At 70.3% G+C, this 16,021-nt stretch carries 18 protein-coding genes and 1 riboswitch; of the genes, 1 reads left to right on the top strand and 17 read right to left on the bottom strand.

Annotation, left to right across the window (positions count from 1 at the left end; genetic code table 11):
• Nucleotides 1–6 precede the first annotated feature (6 nt).
• The 14 genes from WC326_02860 to WC326_02795 form a co-directional block, all read right to left on the bottom strand.
• Entirely contained in the window at nucleotides 7–468 is a 462-nt protein-coding gene (locus tag WC326_02860) for a hypothetical protein (GenBank protein ID MFA7329993.1), read from the bottom strand.
• A gap of 244 nt (nucleotides 469–712) precedes the next feature.
• Entirely contained in the window at nucleotides 713–1,924 is a 1,212-nt protein-coding gene (locus WC326_02855) for a YeeE/YedE thiosulfate transporter family protein (GenBank protein MFA7329992.1), read from the bottom strand.
• The gene (locus WC326_02850; protein MFA7329991.1) at nucleotides 1,921–2,430 is read right to left on the bottom strand and encodes a YeeE/YedE thiosulfate transporter family protein; all 510 of its coding nucleotides are present in this window, start codon (nucleotides 2,428–2,430) and stop codon (nucleotides 1,921–1,923) included. The genes WC326_02855 and WC326_02850 overlap by 4 nt, the downstream gene beginning before the upstream one ends.
• 54 nt (nucleotides 2,431–2,484) lie before the next feature.
• Entirely contained in the window at nucleotides 2,485–3,450 is a 966-nt protein-coding gene (gene nrfD, locus WC326_02845; GenBank protein ID MFA7329990.1) for an NrfD/PsrC family molybdoenzyme membrane anchor subunit, read from the bottom strand.
• 9 nt (nucleotides 3,451–3,459) lie between these two features.
• Nucleotides 3,460–4,008, bottom strand: coding sequence for a 4Fe-4S dicluster domain-containing protein (locus WC326_02840; GenBank protein MFA7329989.1), 549 nt, complete (start codon nucleotides 4,006–4,008; stop codon nucleotides 3,460–3,462).
• A complete protein-coding gene (locus WC326_02835) occupies nucleotides 4,005–6,245 on the bottom strand; it encodes a molybdopterin-dependent oxidoreductase (protein MFA7329988.1) in 2,241 nt (746 codons plus the stop codon). The genes WC326_02840 and WC326_02835 overlap by 4 nt, the downstream gene beginning before the upstream one ends.
• Entirely contained in the window at nucleotides 6,242–6,583 is a 342-nt protein-coding gene (locus tag WC326_02830; GenBank protein MFA7329987.1) for a metalloregulator ArsR/SmtB family transcription factor, read from the bottom strand. Before WC326_02830 ends, WC326_02835 begins: the two co-directional genes overlap by 4 nt.
• A gap of 162 nt (nucleotides 6,584–6,745) precedes the next feature.
• The gene (locus WC326_02825) at nucleotides 6,746–7,852 is read right to left on the bottom strand and encodes a HesA/MoeB/ThiF family protein (GenBank protein MFA7329986.1); all 1,107 of its coding nucleotides are present in this window, start codon (nucleotides 7,850–7,852) and stop codon (nucleotides 6,746–6,748) included.
• Entirely contained in the window at nucleotides 7,845–8,321 is a 477-nt protein-coding gene (locus WC326_02820; GenBank protein ID MFA7329985.1) for a molybdenum cofactor biosynthesis protein MoaE, read from the bottom strand. Before WC326_02820 ends, WC326_02825 begins: the two co-directional genes overlap by 8 nt.
• A complete protein-coding gene (locus WC326_02815; protein MFA7329984.1) occupies nucleotides 8,318–8,557 on the bottom strand; it encodes a MoaD/ThiS family protein in 240 nt (79 codons plus the stop codon). The genes WC326_02820 and WC326_02815 overlap by 4 nt, the downstream gene beginning before the upstream one ends.
• Before the next feature lie 326 nt (nucleotides 8,558–8,883).
• Nucleotides 8,884–10,038, bottom strand: coding sequence for a molybdopterin-guanine dinucleotide biosynthesis protein B (gene mobB, locus WC326_02810; protein MFA7329983.1), 1,155 nt, complete (start codon nucleotides 10,036–10,038; stop codon nucleotides 8,884–8,886).
• Nucleotides 10,035–10,538 carry a cyclic pyranopterin monophosphate synthase MoaC gene (gene moaC / locus WC326_02805; GenBank protein ID MFA7329982.1) on the bottom strand — a complete coding sequence of 168 codons (504 nt, stop codon included), beginning with the start codon at nucleotides 10,536–10,538 and terminating at the stop codon, nucleotides 10,035–10,037. The genes mobB and moaC overlap by 4 nt, the downstream gene beginning before the upstream one ends.
• Nucleotide 10,539: 1 nt before the next feature.
• Nucleotides 10,540–11,484, bottom strand: a complete 945-nt coding sequence (moaA, locus tag WC326_02800) for a GTP 3',8-cyclase MoaA (protein MFA7329981.1) — start codon at nucleotides 11,482–11,484, stop codon at nucleotides 10,540–10,542.
• Between the two features lies 1 nt (nucleotide 11,485).
• Nucleotides 11,486–12,730 carry a molybdopterin molybdotransferase MoeA gene (locus WC326_02795; protein MFA7329980.1) on the bottom strand — a complete coding sequence of 415 codons (1,245 nt, stop codon included), beginning with the start codon at nucleotides 12,728–12,730 and terminating at the stop codon, nucleotides 11,486–11,488.
• A gap of 71 nt (nucleotides 12,731–12,801) precedes the next feature.
• Nucleotides 12,802–12,948: riboswitch (molybdenum cofactor riboswitch) on the bottom strand.
• Nucleotides 12,949–13,077: 129 nt separating this feature from the next.
• Between WC326_02795 and WC326_02790 the strand changes: the two genes are divergently transcribed.
• Nucleotides 13,078–13,479, top strand: a complete 402-nt coding sequence (locus WC326_02790; protein MFA7329979.1) for an OsmC family protein — start codon at nucleotides 13,078–13,080, stop codon at nucleotides 13,477–13,479.
• A gap of 68 nt (nucleotides 13,480–13,547) precedes the next feature.
• Here WC326_02790 and WC326_02785 read toward each other — a convergent pair whose 3' ends face one another.
• The 3 genes from WC326_02785 to WC326_02775 form a co-directional block, all read right to left on the bottom strand.
• The gene (locus tag WC326_02785; protein ID MFA7329978.1) at nucleotides 13,548–14,030 is read right to left on the bottom strand and encodes a metal-dependent transcriptional regulator; all 483 of its coding nucleotides are present in this window, start codon (nucleotides 14,028–14,030) and stop codon (nucleotides 13,548–13,550) included.
• 165 nt (nucleotides 14,031–14,195) lie between these two features.
• Nucleotides 14,196–15,041, bottom strand: a complete 846-nt coding sequence (locus tag WC326_02780; protein MFA7329977.1) for a T9SS type A sorting domain-containing protein — start codon at nucleotides 15,039–15,041, stop codon at nucleotides 14,196–14,198.
• A gap of 96 nt (nucleotides 15,042–15,137) precedes the next feature.
• Nucleotides 15,138–15,998: a T9SS type A sorting domain-containing protein gene (locus WC326_02775; GenBank protein ID MFA7329976.1), complete on the bottom strand. Its 861-nt coding sequence runs from the start codon at nucleotides 15,996–15,998 to the stop codon at nucleotides 15,138–15,140.
• Between the last annotated feature and the right edge of the window lie 23 nt (nucleotides 15,999–16,021).

Raw genomic sequence — 16,021 nt, 5'->3', positions numbered from 1 at the left:
GAATCGTTACGCGGACTCGCCTTCCCGGATGAATGCCACCTCGGCGCTGGCCTGGGTGTAGAGTTCACTGGCCCGCGACAAATCCACCGAATCCAACTCCAGCGACAGCTCCAGCCCTTCGAGCTTGACGTCGGCGCTTTCCGCCCGGGCCAGCCGGCCGGAGACGTCGTGCGACTTGATCAGCAACAGGGCCGTGGAGGCGGCGAAGGAACTCAGGGCCGCCGCGCCGCAGAGCAGCTGCCAGACCGGCGCGTCCAGGCTCAGGGCCTTGGTGATGGCCGCGGTGGCGGAGGGACCGCCGGCGGCCGGGCCGATGGTCAGCAGCCCGGAGAGTCCGCTGCCGACGATGCTCAGGTTGGTGAGGCGGCTGGCCCGCGGGCCGGCCCGGTGGATCCAGGCACGGATGGCGGCGCGCCGGGCGCGGACCCGGCTTCCCAGGGCCTGGCGGGGATCGGGTTGGGCAGGCATGGAGTCCTCTCGCTGTGTGACAGACGCTCCGTCGGGCGGCGCCCATGCGGTCGGTGCGGGTTGGCGACGGGGCGGCCGGCAAGCCGGGTCGTGGACGTGACGGTGCAACCTAGCGAGCCCCCGCCCGCCCCGCCAGCCGGGGACGCCCGTGTCACAACTTCAACAGGCCCCGGCCGGAAGGACCCGCGAAAGGGCCGCCCGGCGGGCGGCCCTTCCATGAATCTCACGCGGAGCACGCGGCGACTCAGCAACCGCCCCCGGCCTTCTTTTTCTTGGCCCCGCCACCGCCGGCGGGCGGGGGCGGCGGCGCGGCGGCGCTGACGGCCACCTCCGCCCCGCTGAAGTACGCCGCAATCTGGTTCTGGCGCGCCACGAGCTCGCGGTCTTCCAGCGTCGCCCCGCCGGCCGGAGCCGGGGTCAGCACCTGGGCCTGCCAGGCCTCGGCTCCGCCGCTCAGCCAGAGGTAGTCGCGCCCGGCGGGCCAGCCCGCCGGAACGCCGGGCTCCAGCCCGGCGGACCCGATCAACAGCACGCGCGTCCCCTCCGGCGCGTCCTGCAGCGCCGTCGGCGTCTCGCCGACCTTCTCCACCGGCTGCGCGCCGGGCAGCTTGATCAACTCCCGCTCCGCCGCAGTGCGCAGGTCCAGCAGCAGCCAGCCCGCCTCGCGGCGGATCAAGGCCTCCGCCAGGGCGCCGGCTTCCAAGGACGGTGGCACGGCGGCCAGTGCCGGCGCCGGCGCCGGCGCTCCGCCTGTCAACCCCGCCGCGATGCAGAGCACGGCCAGGCTGCCCGCCAGGATGTACTTGCCGCGTCGGTCGTCCACCCGGCTGCGCTCGCGCCCGCTCGCCGGGTCGGCGTCCAGTTTGCGCTCGAAGATCCGTTCCAGTTTTTCCGCGCCCACGAAACAGCCCAGGGCCATCAGCACCACGCCCAGCGCCAGCCAGGGAGCGGGCACGTGCAGCAGATCGTGGAGCAGCACCGTGCCCGAACCGGGGGCCGTGTAAAAGGCGTTGAAGGCCGGCACGGTCTCCAGCGCCAGCGCGAAGAGCAGGGTGCCCAGGAACACTCCCAGGATGGCGAAGAGGGCGTCGGTCTTGCCGGAGGCCAGCGAGACGAAGCCCGTGCCTGGGCAGAGTCCGCTGACCAGGAAGCCCGCGCCCAGCAGAAAGCCGCCCACCAGCTGGGGTCCCAGGAAGGTGGGGTTGATCCAGACCAGCGAGAGGTCCACCACGCCCCAGGCTGCCAGGGCGAACAGTCCGCTCATGGCCGTGATAATGGCCGTGAACATGACCTTGAAGACCGTCATGTCGTAGAGGTAGAACTGGGCGGCCAGTTTGCGCGCGTTGCCGAAGCCCGCCCGCTCCAGGGCGAACCCGAACACGAAGCCGATAACCAGGGCGGTGAGCAGGCCGCCCTCCAGCCCGAAGGCGTTCTGGGGAACCAGCGGGAGCATCATGTCCACTGCCTCCGCATCAGGCGGGCTAGCGCGTAGCCGCCCGCGAAGACCATCAGCATGTAGACCCAACTGCCCGCCGCCAGACTGGCTCCGCCGGAGAGGGCCTGCCCGCTGGTGCAGCCGCGTCCCAGTCCGGCGGCGAAGCCCATCAGGATGCCGCCCGCCACGGCGAAGAACCAGCGCGTGCGCACGCTGATGCGCGGACTGCGCACCGTCTCGGACTTGAAGCGGCCGGCGCTCACGGCGCCGATGAAGCCGCCCAGGATCACGCCGACCACTTCCACCATCAGCCAGTCGCGATAGGGACTGCCGGCCTTGACGTACTTGCCGAAGGCCTCGCTGCCCGAGGTCCAGTCGGGGGCCACCACGTCGCAAGCCCCCGCCAGCACGCGCTTGGGAAAGGCGCTGGCGCCCAGGCCCTGACCGGCCACCACGAAGGCCGCCAGCAGAGCCAGCCCGAGCAGCGCTCCGGCCAGGTAGGGGTTCCAGTAGGGTTTTGGATTCATCTTCCTCGCCTCGTTGTCATTCCGTCCGGGAGTTTTCGGGAGCGCCGCCTGGGCCTAATGCAGCAGGGCCGTCAGCTGGGAGACCCAGTGGGATTCCTGCCCCGCGTGCACCATCACATAGCGCAGCGTGAAGCCGCCGATGAGCACCAGGACGGCCGCGGCGCGGCCCGGCGCCAGCCCGTGGCGGTGCTCGATGTACTCGGCGGCCAGCGGCACCAGCAGGCCCAGCGCCACCACCAGGGTCCAGAAGACCGCCGTCCAGGGTCCGCCCAGAATCAGCTGCAGGGCCTGCAGGCCGGCCTCGCCGCCCACCGCCAGGCCGATCATCCAGAGCGCCAGGATGCCCAGTTCGCTGACGATCAGCAGCATGTCGATGAGACCGAACCACTCCCGCTCCTCGCGTTTCAGCTTGAAGAGCAGGATGAAGGCCGCCCCGGTGCTGACGCCGGAGACCAGGAAGAGCGGACCCAGCAACGCGCTGTTCCAGAAGGGGCGGGCGGAGAAGGCGCCCAGCAGGATGCCCGTGTAGACGCCCAGCAGGCTGCCGGCCACGATGCTGAGCTTGCCGAAGAAGCGCCGGGAGCGCACGCTCCAGTCGCCCCAGTCGCGCAGGAGCTTGAGCGGCACGCGGCGCAGCACTTCCTCGCGCCAGGCCTCCGGGGTCTCGGCCCAGGCGTAGTGCGCGGCCACCGGATAGACCAGCAGCAGGATCCAGGCGCCCCAGCTCATGGGGGTCTGCGGGCGCAGGATCAGGTAGAAGCGCCAGGCGTTCCAGTGGTTGGCCAGGTCGATGAACAGGCAGAGCATGCCCACGCTGATCAGCGCCAGGCTGGCCCAGGGCAGCAGGCGCAGCGCCAGGCTGGGCTGGTCGTCGGGCTTCCAGAGGCGCAGCGCGCCGGTCAGGATCATGATCCCGGCCGTGATGCCGCCCAGGAAGAGGTAGAGCGCGACCTCGCCGTGCCAGGCGGTCAGCACGGGGTCGATCATTTCGTTGACGCGGGTGGTGGTGTGCTCCAGCATCCGGGCCTCCTATTTCAAGAAGAAGTGCTGGGGACGCGTGCCGGCGTCCGGGCTCAGGACGTACCACTCGCGCGTGGCCAGCAGGCGGGAAATCGCGCTGCCCGGATCCGCCAGGTCGCCGAAGATGATGGAGGAAGTGGGGCAGATCTCCTGGCAGCTGGTGGTCTCCAGCCCCGCGGCGCGCCGGTGGGCGCAGAACGTGCACTTGTCCACGGTGCCCGAACGCGGATCCACGAAGCGCGCGTCGTAGGGGCAGGCCGTGATACAGGCCTTGCAGCCCGAGCACTTGTCGGAGTTGATCTGCACGCTGCCGTCGTCCGCGAAGTGGGACGAGCCCGTGGGGCAGGCCCGCACGCAGGGCGCGTTGTCGCAGTGGTTGCAGCGCTCGCTGCGCACGCTCATCGCCAGCTCGGGAAAGGTTCCCGTGCAATCCGTGACGATCCAGTCGCGCACGTAGCCTTCCGCCACGTCGTTCTCGGTCTTGCAGCCGATCACGCAGGCCGCGCAGCCCACGCAGGTGCGCGTGTCCACGGCCATGGCCATCCGGGTCAGCCTCATGCGTCACCTCCCGTCGCGCCCACGGTCGCGTCCACCGGCACCAGCGTGACGAAGTTCACGTTCATGCCCGTGCCGCCCATGATGGGATCGGTCTTGTACTGGCTCACCAGTTCGGCGCTGTCGATTCCCTTGCCATGGACGAAGCGCAGGCCCTTGGCCTTGCGCCCATAGCCGTGCACGATGTAGACCGTGTCGGGCCGGATGCGCTGGGTGAGCTTGACGGGCGCGCTGAAGGTGGACAGGACGCCGTCCTGGTTCTGCAGTTTGACGCGGTCGCCGGGCTTCAGGCCCCAGCGCGCCGCGGCTTCGGCGTTCACCCAGACCTCGTTCTCCTTGAAGGTCGCGGAGAGCAGGCGGTTGTTGGTGGTGCGCCCGAAGGTGTGCGTGGGCGCCCGGCCGAAGAGCAGGCGGAAGTAGCCGGCGGGCGGGTCGCCGTGATCCGTGTAGAGGGGCATGGGATCGAAGCCCATCCCGGCCAGGGTGGCGGAGTAGAGCTCGATCTTGCCGGACTCCGTCGGGAAGTCCGCCGGCGCGCCCTCCTCGAAGTAGAGGGCCGGCCGGGGCGCCAGGGCCACGCCGTCCCGCTCCAGCGTGTCACACGAGAGCCCGGCGGCCTGGACGCGCTGCTTGGCGTACTCCAGCGAGTCCTTCCAGGGGAAGAAGCGCTCCACGCCCAGCCGCGGGGCCAGCTCTTTGGCGATCCACCAGCCCGGCTTGCTCTCGTACATGGGCGGCACCACTTCCTGGCGCACGGCCACGTAGGGTTCGCGGTAGGGCGGGTTATGCAGGTCGTCGCAGCGCTCGAGGTAGGTGGACTCCGGCAGCACGATGTCTGACCAGCCGCAGATCTCGGCGGGCAGCACGTCCACGGTGACCAGGAAGTCGAGCTTCTGGATCGCCTCGTAGACGCGCTTGGGGTCGGGCAGGGTGGTGGGCAGGTTGCTGCCATAAACCATCCAGGCCTTGAGATTGCGGCCCTGCAGGCCGGGGACCGTGGCGTCGCACAATCCCTGGGCCAGCACCTCGTCGGCCAGCGGATAAAGGCTGGGCGCCGGGCGGTCCAGCGGCCCGGGCTCGCCGTCCGCGTGCTGATAGGGTTCGTAGGGATAGGCGGGCAGGTCGATCTTGGATGGGATGAAGAAACCGCCCTTGCGGCCCCAGCTGCCCAGCAGCGCGTTCAACAGGGCGATGGCCCGGCTGCGCTGGGTGTCGTCGCCGTACCAGGTCACGTGGCGGCCCGGGTGCACCAGCGTGGCGGGGGCCGCACCGGCCATCAGGCGGGCGGTGGCGCGGATCACCTGGGGCTCGATGCCCGTGCGCGGAAAGGCCCACTCGGGACTGAAGGGCGCCACGTGGGCGGTCAGCTGCTCCAGTCCCAGCGCGTAGCGGGCCAGGTAGTCCGCGTCGTAGAGCTTCTCGCCAATGATCACGTTCATCCAGGCCAGCAGCAGGGCCAGGTCGCTGCCCGGGCGGATGGGCAGCCAGTGGCGGGCCTTGGAGGCGGCCACGGAGAAGCGCGGATCCACCACGATGATGTCCGCGCGGTTGCGGATGGCGGTGGCGAAATCCTGCACCTGGGTGTTGTGCATGTTCTCGCCCAGGTGGCTGCCGATCAGCACCAGGCAGCGTGTGTTCTCGATGTCGGTGACCTCTGGTGACTCCACGCCGCTGCCGTAGGTCAGGCTGAAGCCCACGTCGCGCGGCCCGCGACACTGGGCGTAGCTGGGCGCGGCGATGTTGGGGCAGCCGTAGGCCTTGAACAGGTGCTTGAGCCAGTTGGCGCCATAGCCGTGGTAGAACAGCCCCAGCGCGCCAGGCCCGTGCTCGGCCTTGATCTTGTTGAAGTGGTGGGCCGTCTCGTCCAGGGCCTCGTCCCAGCTGATGGGCTCGAAGGTGTCGCCGCCCCGGGCCTTCACGCGGCGCAGGGGAGTTTTCAGACGGTCCGGATCATAGAGCAGGCCCGTGCCTCCAGCGCCGCGCGGGCAGAGTCGGCCGCGGCTGAGCGGGTGTTTGGGATTGCCCTTGAGCTTGGTGACCCGGCCGTCCTTGACGTGGGCCAGCACGCCGCACTTCCAGAAGCAGAGCTCGCAGAAAGTGGGGACGACCCGGTCCCCGTCCGTGTGCGGGTCCTCCACCGGGTCCCGGTAGAGGCCGTACCAGTTGGTGGTCAGCGCGCCCAGGGCGGCCGCTCCGGCCACGCCTGCCCCGCTGATCCGGATGAAATCCCGCCGGTTCATGCCTGCCCTCCCAGCGACTGGCCGTCTTCCGCCGCCTCTCGGGCGGCCTTCTCCTCAAACCACGCGCACATGGAATCCAGCATGCGGCTGAGCACCTCGCCCTGCACGCTCAGGCTCAGCTCCGGCCCCTGGCGCAGACCCACCACCAGCCCGGTCTGGCGCAGAGGCTCCAGCAGCCGTGCCACGCTGGACTGGGGCAGTCCCAGCTCTTCCACCAGTTGCTTCTGGCTCATGGGTCCGCCGTCGATGAGCAGGCAGGCGATGCGCAGCCGGTGCGGATGGGAGAGCGCCTTGAACACCTGGCTGGCGCGCTTGATTTCCTGGGGGCCTCGCTTCATGGATACCTCATGAACGTTTCCGGATAATCGGATAAGCGGTGGCATGTTAGGATCTTGACAAAGAAGAGTCAAGCGGTTAACAAGAGTTCGGGGGCCGGCTTTGTCGTAAACCTGGTGGTGGCGAGAGTGGGGCGAAAGAGCGGACCGTCAGGGTGCGGGGGGTCAAGGGCGGGGAGGTGTATGCCCGGTTCCCAGACCCTCCATCCCGCCGCGCAGGCTCCAGCAGCGGGCGTGGCCCAGGGCGCGCAAGCGCTGGACCGTCCACAGGCTGCGCACTCCGTGGGCGCAGACCACCAGCAGCTCGCGCTCCGTGGGCAGGCCGTGGGCGGGAAAGCGCAGCCCACTGAGCGGCGCGCGTAGGATCTCGTGGCCCGCTGGCAGGGGTCGGCCGGGCTCGCCCTCCTCCCGCAGATCCACCAGCAGCCGGCCGCGCCATTCCGTCAGCTCGGCATCCCGTGCATCGACCTCAAGCAGCTCCGGGTTGGCGTTGGGGAGCAAGGGCTCAGGGTGCGCCACGTGGCCGCAGATGGGGCAGTCCGGATGTTGGTGGCGACGCAGGCGGCGGGTGCTGAAAGACAGCAAGTCCACCAGCAGCAGCTCCCGGCGCAGGTCGCCGGGCAGCCCGAGCAGGAGTTTCAAGGCCTCTTGAGCCTGCAGCGTGCCCAGCAGTCCCGGCACCGTGCCCAGGATGCCGCGCCGGGCGCAGCCCTCTGTCTCCGCTGGCTGGGTGGGCCACAAACAGCGCAGACAGCCGGCCTCGGCGGCGGGGTCAACGGTCAGCAACTGGCCGTCCCAGCCGTGGACGGCAGCCGCCACCAGCGGCAGGCGGGCGGCCTGGCAGGCGGCGTTCAAGGCAAAACTGGTGGCGTGGTTGTCGGCGCAGTCCAGCACCAGATCCACCTCCGCCAGCAGCTCGGCGGCGTGCCCGGGGGTGAAGGGGCGCGGCGTCCACTCGGCCCGGAGGTGGGGATTCAGTTCCGTCAGGCGCTGGCGGGCCAACCGGCCCTTGGGCTGGCCAATCTGGGCGTGACCGTAGAGCGGCTGGCGGTGCAGGTTGTGGATCTCCAGCCCGTCGGGCTCGCAGATCCGCAGGCGGCCCACGCCGGCCGCCGCCAGGTGCAGCAGGGCCGGGCAACCCAGGCCGCCGGCCCCGACCACCAGGACGTGGGCCTGCTTCAGTTGGAACTGGCCGGTCTCGCCCACTTCGGGCAACACCAGCTGACGCTGATAGAAATCGCGCTCGGCGCCACTCAGTCCGGGCTCAGGCATGGCGCTCTCCATCTGTTGGATGGGCGTGCCCGTGGGCGCCCGGGGCCGCGCAGGCTTCGCAGCGCACCCAGCCGGTCGTGCCGTCCCGGTAGTGTTCGCGCTTCCAGATGGGCAGTCGCTGTTTGAGTTCGTCGATGATCCAGCGGCAGGCGTCGAAGGCCGCGCCGCGGTGGGCGGCCAACGCTCCCACCCAAATCGCGCACTCACCCAGCTCCAGGCTGCCGGTGCGGTGCACGCCGCAGGCCCCCAGCAGGCCGAAGCGGGTCCGGGCCTCGTCCAGGATGCGCCCGCCCTCCTTCAGGCAGAGGACCTCGTAGGCTTCGTAGTCCAGGCGCAGCACGGCGCGGCCCTCGTTCTCGTCGCGCACGCGGCCTTCGAACACCACCAGGGCGCCGGCGCCGTCGTGACACAAATCCCGGGCGAGGGCCTCCGGCGCGAGAGGCGTGTCGGAGAGGGAAAACGCGCTCATCCGCCGGCCACCGGCGGCAGGAAGACGAGCTGGTCCCCGTCCCGCAGGGGCTGGTCCCACGCGGCGAACTCGTCGTTGACGGCCACCTGCAGCCGGGTGTCGGGCAGGCTGAAGCCATGGCGGGCGCTTAGTTCGTGATACAAGGCTCGTGGCGTGGCAGCGCCTGTCTCCAGGGATTCCTCGGCCTGGCCGCGCTCGTCGCGCAGCACGGCCACATAGCGAATCAGCAACTGCATGTGATCCTGGTCTTCCGACTTGTGCCCCGCGTGGCGGGGGAATCTGGCGGACTTGGTCGGCTGCAGGGCGGCAAAGGAAATCCGTGCTTTGTACTGTTCCACGAAAATGGACGCTTCACCCTCCCACCGCCCCCCACCCGCCCGGGGTACTCGACCTCGCGCCCAAAGTTCACTGTATCCCCGGGCAAACGGGCCATACGCGGAACCGCTGTTCCATGGAGCAAACATTGGTCCCAGTCATTGAATCTGGCCAGGGCCGAGCGTCCCATGTGCCAGACCCCGCGCAAAAATTGCCGTGGACTCCTTCCCAGGCCCCTTGACTGCGACTAGACGTGGCGCCCGTCCACCCAGCGCGCCCGCGCCGCCGCCAGCTCCTCCGGGCGGTTCACATTCTCCAGGGCGCGGGGATCCGGCAGCTCCAGCAGCCGCGCCCCGCATGTTCCCAGCACGCGCCGCGGACAGGAGGTCCCGGCCGCCAGGGCACCCAGCAGATCCACGCGCGAGCGGGGCTCCCAGACGGCGCAGAGCGGTTCGGGCAGCCCGCTGGCCGGATCCCGGAAGGCCGTGGCCGGTCGCCAGAGGTCGCGCCCGGCGAGCAGGGCGGCCAGCAGTTCCGGTGTGACAAAGGGCAGGTCGCAGCCCAGCACCAGCCAGGCCGCCTCGAGGCGCTCCTCCAGCGCGGAGAGGATCCCCCCCGCCGGACCGAAGTCCAGGAAGCGGTCCTCCAGCACGGGACGACCCAGCGCCTGCCGGTCCTGGCCGGGGCGGGCCGAGAGCAGGACCTCGCTGCAGCAGGTCTCCAGCAGCCGGGCCGCCCGCTCGGCTTGGGGCAGGCCGTCGAACTCCAGCAGCGCCTTGTCCCGGCCCATGCGCCGGCTCTGCCCGCCGGTGAGCACCAATCCCAGCAGGGGCCGCGCCGCCAGACGCCGCCGGAAGCGCTCCAGCAGCCAAGCGCGCAGGCCCGGCCAGTCATCGCGCTGAAAGACCGGGGTTGTGCGGTCGCTGTCCGGCGCCAGGGTCTCGCGCAGGGCCTCCGGCAGCGGACGTCCCGCCAGGCCGGCGTCCGCGGTCACGAAGGCCGCCACGCGGCTGTGGGCCTCGGCGAGTCCGTCGATGAAGAGCACCTTGTCCAGGTCCAGCTCGCGCCGGTAGCCTTCCACCAGCACCAGGTCGCAGCCGGCGAAGAGCTGGCGCCCCAGGGCCGGCGAGTCCGGCAGACTGCCCAGGCCGGCCCAGCCCGCCGGCGATTGGATCCGCACCACGCTGGCGCCCGACTGGGCGGCCCGCCAGGTGTCCTTGCCGGCGCGGTCCATCTCGAAGCCGTGGGCGTCGTGTTTGGCGTAGCCCACGCGCAGCCCGGGGGTCAGCGAGGCCAGCAGGCGCTCCAGCAGGGTGGTCTTGCCGCTGCCCGAGCGGCCGCAGAAGGCCAGCTCCAGCTCGTGGAAGAGGACTCGCGGCCGTTTGTCCCGCGCGTGGCTCACGGCTGCAGCAGGACGCCGTCGCGCACCGTGCGCCGGCCGCCTTCCTTCTCCAGCAAGCGCAGGCCGTGGATCACCAGTTCGTGGCTGAGGGCCTTGCACATGTCCACCACCGTCAGCGCGGCCACCGCGGCCCCGGTGAGGGCCTCCATCTCCACGCCCGTCCGGCCGTGCAGGGCGGCCTCGCAGCGGATTCGCGCCGTGGCGCCGCCGGCCGAAACCGGCTCCACGTCGATGGTGACGCGCACGCGCTCCAGCGGCAGGGGATGGCAGAGGGGAATCAGCTCGCCGGTTTTCTTGGCGGCCTGGATGCCCGCCAGGATGGCCGTGTGCAGCACGGGACCCTTGGCGCTGTCCAGTTCGCCGTCCTGCAGGCAGGCCGCCACCACCGCGGGCAGGCTCACCAGGGCCTCGGCCAGCGCGCGCCGGGCCGTCAGCGGCTTGTCGCCCACGTCCACCATGGCCGGACGGCCCTGGGGATCCAGATGGGTCAGGCGGGTCATCTCAGCCTCCGATCTGCGCCATGATCTGCTCGGTGTGGGAGAGCCGGTTCAGCGGCTTGTCGGCCAGCACGCGGGCCAGCAGCTCGGGATAGGCCTCCCGGGGCAGTCCGCGCAGACTCGGGCCCTCCGCGCGCATCAGGCAGGAGCGCAGCTGGCCCGTGGCCGTCAGGCGCAGGCGCGAGCAGCCGGCGCAGAAAGGCTGCGACTCGCTGGCGATGAAGCCCACCCGCCCGCCGCCGGCGGTGCGGTACTCGAAGGAGGTGGAGTCCGGCGGCCCGGGCAGCGGTTCCAACGTTTCGCCCGCCAGTCGCAGCCCGGCGATCACCTCGGCGGCGGCGATGAACAACCCGCGCTGCTCGGCGTGGGCCGGGCCGATGCGCATCAGCTCCAGGAAGCGCACGGGGATCTGCTCGGCCTCGGCGAAGCGCAGGAAGTCCCGGCACTCGTGGTCGTTGAGACCACGGAAGAGCACGCTGTTGAGTTTGACCTCGAAGCCCTGATCGCGGGCGGCGCGCACCGCCCGCAGCACGCCCTCGTGGGTCCGGCCGCCGGTGACCCGGGCGAAGATCTCCGGCCGCAGGCTGTCCAGGCTGATGTTGAGGCTGCCCAGGCCCGCCGCCTTCAGGTCCGGCAGCAGCGGTTCCAGCCGCGCGCCGTTGCTGGTCATGCCCAGCCGCTCCAGGGGCAGGCGCGCCAGGCCGCGCACCACCTCCAGCAGTTCCGGGCGCACGGTGGGTTCGCCGCCCGTCAGCCGCACCTGATCGATGCCCAGCTCCACCAGGTGGCCGACGATCTCCAGCAGTTCCGCGGGGGTCAACAGGTCGCGGTGGGGCAGAAAACGCGGCGCGCTTGGCATGCAATAGAAGCAGCGGAACTGGCAGGCGTCCGTCAGGGACACCCGCAGTTTGCGGATGCGTCGTCCCGCCGGATCGATCAGCAGCTTCATCTCACCTCCACGAATAGAAGGGCACGGGCCACCCGGCGGGCAGCGCGCCGTCCCGAGCCAGCGCCGGATCCAGCTCCACGAACCCGCTGCTCCTCGCCAGACGGATGAAATCCCCGGAGCCCGCCGTGGGCCGGGGCCGGGCCACGGGCAGACCCTCGGCATCCGCCGCCAGGGACACGGGCAAAAAGAGGCTGAGGGCCCCGGGCAGCGGGCAGGAGTCCGCCAGCCGCACCCGCCGCACTTCGTCCAGCCGGCCCTCCGCCGCGGCCAGCAGGGGCAGCACGTAGCGGTGCAGGCAGATCAGCGCGGAGACCGGATTGCCCGGCAGGCCCAGCGCCAGCCGGCCCGGTCGCCCGGGAAACTCCAGCGCCAGCAGGGGCTTGCCCGGCCGCTGCGCCACCCCGTGGAGCAGGATCCGTCCCCCGGCGGCCAGCAGCTGTTCGGGCACGTGATCGAAGCGACCCATGGAGACACCGCCGGACAGAATCAGCAGCTCGTGCTCCGCCAAGGCCTGTTCCAGCGCCCGGGCCAGCCGGGCGGGATCGTCATCCACCAACTGCGCCAGCCGGGCTTCGTGGCCGGCGGCCCGCAGGGCGGCCCCCAGCGCCTCCAGGTTGGAGGCGCGGATCTGCCAGGCAGCCGGTTCCTGGTCCGCGGGCACCAATTCGCTGCCCGTGGCCAGCAGAACCACCCGAGGCCGGCGGCGCACCGTCAGGCTCACGGCGCCCACACTGGCGGCCACGGCCAGGGCGGGGCTGTCCAGCCGCAAGCCGACGGGCAGCAGCTCGTCCCCCGCACGGGCGTCGGAGCCCCGGGCGTGCACGTGCTGTCCACGGCGCGGCCCACGCGCCGGCCGCGTGTCATCCGCTGTCCGGACTTCGACCCCGTTGCCCAGCCGCTGCAGCTCCTCCACCGGAATCACCAAATCGCAGCCCGCCGGCAGCACGGCGCCGGTCATCACTTCCCAGGCCGCCAGCGGATCCGCCAGCCGGGTGGGCGGATCCCCCGCAGCCTGCACGCCTTCCACCTGGAAGCGCCGTCGGCCCGCCTCCCAGGCGGCCCAGGCCACGGCCACGCCGTCCATGGCCACCCGCGGAAAGGGCGGCGCGTCGCGCTCGGCGTGGACGGCCTCGGCCAACACGCGCCCGGCGGCGGCCTGGAGCGGCAGGGTTTCCACGCCCCAATCCGGACAGGCCCGCCACAGGGTCTGGCTGGCCTTGGCAACGGAAAGCAGGGGGTGGATCATCTTGTGGTTTGCGCCTGTTGTGGAGGGACCGCGCGGAGTCCGGCCGGAGTGCGGCCGGGCGGCAGGCGCGGATCTCCTTTCCAATGCCGGGCGGCGGCGCCGTTTCCCGCGCCACCGGCTTCGCGAATGCGAAGGGAGACCACCGGGACACAGGGCCCGGGGTCGCCACGGTCCGCCGCCCCTTTTCCCTCGGAAGGCAGGCCGGCGGACTCGGAGATCGACGGGCCAACATAGCAAGCAGGGATTCTCACACAACAATTATTAGCAGCAATATTTTCATGATGGAAACAAAATGACATCTTGGGTCGGTTGAGTAACGAACATTCCAGCCAGCGAAGGAGAGTGACATGGCACAGATGAGCGTGAGCTTCCCCGGCGGCAAGCGCGTGGACGCGGAGTACAACGGCTTCACCATCCGGACGGACCAGTCCCCGCGCGGCGGGGGCGAGGGCAGCGCGCCGCAGCCCTTCGACCTCTTCCTGGCCTCCATCGCCACCTGCGCGGGCATCTACGTCAAGGGCTTCTGCGATTCGCGCAACATCGACACCCAGGGGCTGAGCGTGGAGATGGAGATCGTGCCGGATCCGGTGGGCCACCGCATCGGCAAGCTGGAGCTGAACATCGTGCTGCCGGCCAGCTTCCCGGCCCGCTTCAAGGACGCCGTGATCCGCTCCGCCGAGCTCTGTGCGGTCAAGCAGCACCTGCACAATCCGCCGGAGATCGTGACGCGCGCCACCTTGTCGGCTTGACCGCGGGGAGAATCCACCAAAGCAACAGGGGGCCGCGGCCCCCTGTGTCGATGGCTGTGGAGCGACGGCTACAGCTCGCAGTCCGGGCAACCTTCGCCGTTCAACCGGCCGCCCAGGAAGGTCTGGTAGTGCTGGATCCAGCTGCTGGCGTCCTTGCCGCAGTGGTCGATGAACTCCAGGAAGGTGCCGATGCGGTCCAGGGTCTGGGGCGAGACGATGTGCTCCATTTCGCAAGCGTCGGCGTCGGCCGTCTTGCGGTCCACGCCCAGGATCTCGTGCAGGAAGCGGGTCAGCACCTGGTACTTGTCCAGCACGGCCAGGGCCGCCTCGCGCCCTTCCTCGGTCAAATCCACGTAGCCGTAGCGGCTGTGCCGGCAATAGCCGCGGTCCGTCAACCCCTTGATGGCGCCGTTGACGCTGGACATGGTGACGTTGAGGTTGGCGGCGATGTCCTTGACGCGCGCCACTTTTTGTTCCTCGCAAAGCAGGAAGATGGTCTTCAGGTACATCTCCTGGCTGGAACTGAGATTCAGGGCGGGTTCGGGACTCATGCGGATCTCCATGGCTACGGTCGGGTCTGAACAAACTTAGTAAAGTCGAAGTGGGAGCGATCCCCCCCGCGCGCCGCTTCCCACCCGTACCGGTTCCGACCCCGGCCCCAGCAAAAAGCCCCCGGTGGACGGACCGGGGGCGGGTGGCTTGACCTAAGGCCGCGGTTACTTCAGCAGGGTCATCTTGCGGCACTCCTGCTGGTTGCCGGCCTGCAGCCGGGCCAGGTAGATGCCCGAGGGCAGGCGGGAGGCGTCGAAGGTGGCCTGGTGCTCGCCGGCCGCCCGCAGGCCGTCCACCAGTGTGGCCACGCGCCGTCCCGTCAAATCGAAGACCTCCAACCGGGCCGGCCCGGTCTCGGACAGGCTGAAGTGCACGCGGGTCACGGGGTTGAAGGGATTGGGCCAGTTGCCCCGCAGCTGCACGGCGGCGGGTGTCTCGTGCGCTTCCACCTCTCCCGGATCCGGGCAGGCCGTGCCGCTCACGCAGACTGCATCCACGTCGAAGCCGTCCCCCGTGTTGCAGCGCTGGGCGATCTCAGTCAGGTCCGAGGTCTCCGACAGCCGGACGTACTGGACGCAGAACCCCAGCGCGGCCGCGTCGAAGCTGAACTCGTTCAGGTGGAAATCCGCCCCGGCGCCGCGATCGTTGTCCGCCACGCCCACCAATACCCAAGGCCCTCCCTCGTGGGCCGCCACTTCGACGGCCGCGGTCTCCAGGCAATAGCTCCCGTTGCGCCAGGTGGTCTCCCAGATGGTGATCAATCCCGTCGCCGCCGGTTGCTCCAGCGCCAGCGTCAGATGGCCTTGCGGATAGAATCCCAGGCTGAAGAACTGGTTGTCGGGCACCTCGTCCAGGGCGGACGCCGGATTGCTGCGGCTGGCCGGAATGGCGGCGTGGTTGAACTGCCGGCCCTGCAGCCACTCGTGGGGGCTGGATTCCAGGCACGTCGACCAGGCCAGGGGCGCGATCAGCAGGGCCGAGCTCAGGAGCAACAGGGAACGCTTCAGCATGTGCAGACCTTTCAGATTGGATTGGACCACGTCCGGCCCGCTGCCGGACCCACGAGAGTCGGTGCTCGCCGCGCCCCCCCAAGCGCCGCTGCGCTCCTACTTGACCAGCGTCATGCGCCGGCTCTCCAGTCCCGCAGCGGTCTGGAGTCGGGCGATGTAGACGCCGCTGGGCAGCCCGGCCCCGTCGAACACCACCTGGTGCGCGCCGGCCGCGTGCACGCCGGAGGCCAAGCTGGCCACCCGGTCGCCCGCGAGGTTGAAGACTTCCAGCTGCACCGGGCCGGTCTCGCTCAGGCTGAACGGGATGGTGGTGACCGGGTTGAAGGGATTGGGCCAATTGCCCTGCAACTGGGTGGTCCGGGGCGTCTCCTGCGCCTCCACCGTCTCCAGTTCGCGCTCGGCCGTGACGTTCACGTGGTAGCCCGTGGAGCCGCCGTGGTCCTCGCGCAGCACCTGCAGGTGGTGCAGGCCCGGGCTCAACTCCGCGGCCGTGAACACGTGCTCGCCGGGGTAGGCGCCCCCGGAACGCAGGAAGCCGCCCAGGAACTGGCCGTCCAGCCAGACGAACAAGCCGTTGTCGATGCCGAAGGCCAGGCGGATCTCGGCGTAGCCCGGCGCCGGCACCTGCAGGGGATAGACGATGGCCGTCTCCGTCCCCACCACCCAGGTGGCGGGAATGGCCTGGGGCGCCGCCGACCAGTAGGGCGCGGCCAGGCTGGGGGGCGTCTGCAGCCAGCCGCCCAACACCGGTTCGGCCAGACTCAAGTCCGGGGCGACCACGAAGTCCCGCGCCGTGTCGTTGGACACGGGGAAGGCCAGGCTGGACCCGTTGAGCAGCGTGCCCAAGCCTGCGTTGTAATAGCCGGGCGTAGCGTTGCCCACCAGTTGGACGCTGGCCAGGGCCAGCGGGGAGACGGTGAACAGCGAGAGCAGGACCAAGCGGGTGCGGAGCTTCATGGAGAGTCCTTTCGATTGCCTGT

It is taken from the genome of Candidatus Delongbacteria bacterium (genome assembly GCA_041675285.1).
Classification (GTDB): Bacteria; CAIWAD01; CAIWAD01; order CAIWAD01; family CAIWAD01; genus CAIWAD01.
The sequence above is the reverse complement of the archived record's forward strand: the minus strand, read 5'-3'. Positions and strand labels throughout refer to the sequence as shown.

Coding starts and splice junctions, on each gene's coding strand:
- WC326_02860 (MFA7329993.1), bottom strand. CDS start 468: ATGCCTGCCCAACCCGATCCCCGCCAGGCCCTGGGAAGCCGGGTCCGC.
- WC326_02855 (MFA7329992.1), bottom strand. CDS start 1,924: ATGATGCTCCCGCTGGTTCCCCAGAACGCCTTCGGGCTGGAGGGCGGC.
- WC326_02850 (MFA7329991.1), bottom strand. CDS start 2,430: ATGAATCCAAAACCCTACTGGAACCCCTACCTGGCCGGAGCGCTGCTC.
- nrfD (MFA7329990.1), bottom strand. CDS start 3,450: ATGCTGGAGCACACCACCACCCGCGTCAACGAAATGATCGACCCCGTG.
- WC326_02840 (MFA7329989.1), bottom strand. CDS start 4,008: ATGAGGCTGACCCGGATGGCCATGGCCGTGGACACGCGCACCTGCGTG.
- WC326_02835 (MFA7329988.1), bottom strand. CDS start 6,245: ATGAACCGGCGGGATTTCATCCGGATCAGCGGGGCAGGCGTGGCCGGA.
- WC326_02830 (MFA7329987.1), bottom strand. CDS start 6,583: ATGAAGCGAGGCCCCCAGGAAATCAAGCGCGCCAGCCAGGTGTTCAAG.
- WC326_02825 (MFA7329986.1), bottom strand. CDS start 7,852: ATGCCTGAGCCCGGACTGAGTGGCGCCGAGCGCGATTTCTATCAGCGT.
- WC326_02820 (MFA7329985.1), bottom strand. CDS start 8,321: ATGAGCGCGTTTTCCCTCTCCGACACGCCTCTCGCGCCGGAGGCCCTC.
- WC326_02815 (MFA7329984.1), bottom strand. CDS start 8,557: ATGCAGTTGCTGATTCGCTATGTGGCCGTGCTGCGCGACGAGCGCGGC.
- moaC (MFA7329982.1), bottom strand. CDS start 10,538: ATGACCCGCCTGACCCATCTGGATCCCCAGGGCCGTCCGGCCATGGTG.
- moaA (MFA7329981.1), bottom strand. CDS start 11,484: ATGAAGCTGCTGATCGATCCGGCGGGACGACGCATCCGCAAACTGCGG.
- WC326_02795 (MFA7329980.1), bottom strand. CDS start 12,730: ATGATCCACCCCCTGCTTTCCGTTGCCAAGGCCAGCCAGACCCTGTGG.
- WC326_02790 (MFA7329979.1), top strand. CDS start 13,078: ATGGCACAGATGAGCGTGAGCTTCCCCGGCGGCAAGCGCGTGGACGCG.
- WC326_02785 (MFA7329978.1), bottom strand. CDS start 14,030: ATGAGTCCCGAACCCGCCCTGAATCTCAGTTCCAGCCAGGAGATGTAC.
- WC326_02780 (MFA7329977.1), bottom strand. CDS start 15,041: ATGCTGAAGCGTTCCCTGTTGCTCCTGAGCTCGGCCCTGCTGATCGCG.
- WC326_02775 (MFA7329976.1), bottom strand. CDS start 15,998: ATGAAGCTCCGCACCCGCTTGGTCCTGCTCTCGCTGTTCACCGTCTCC.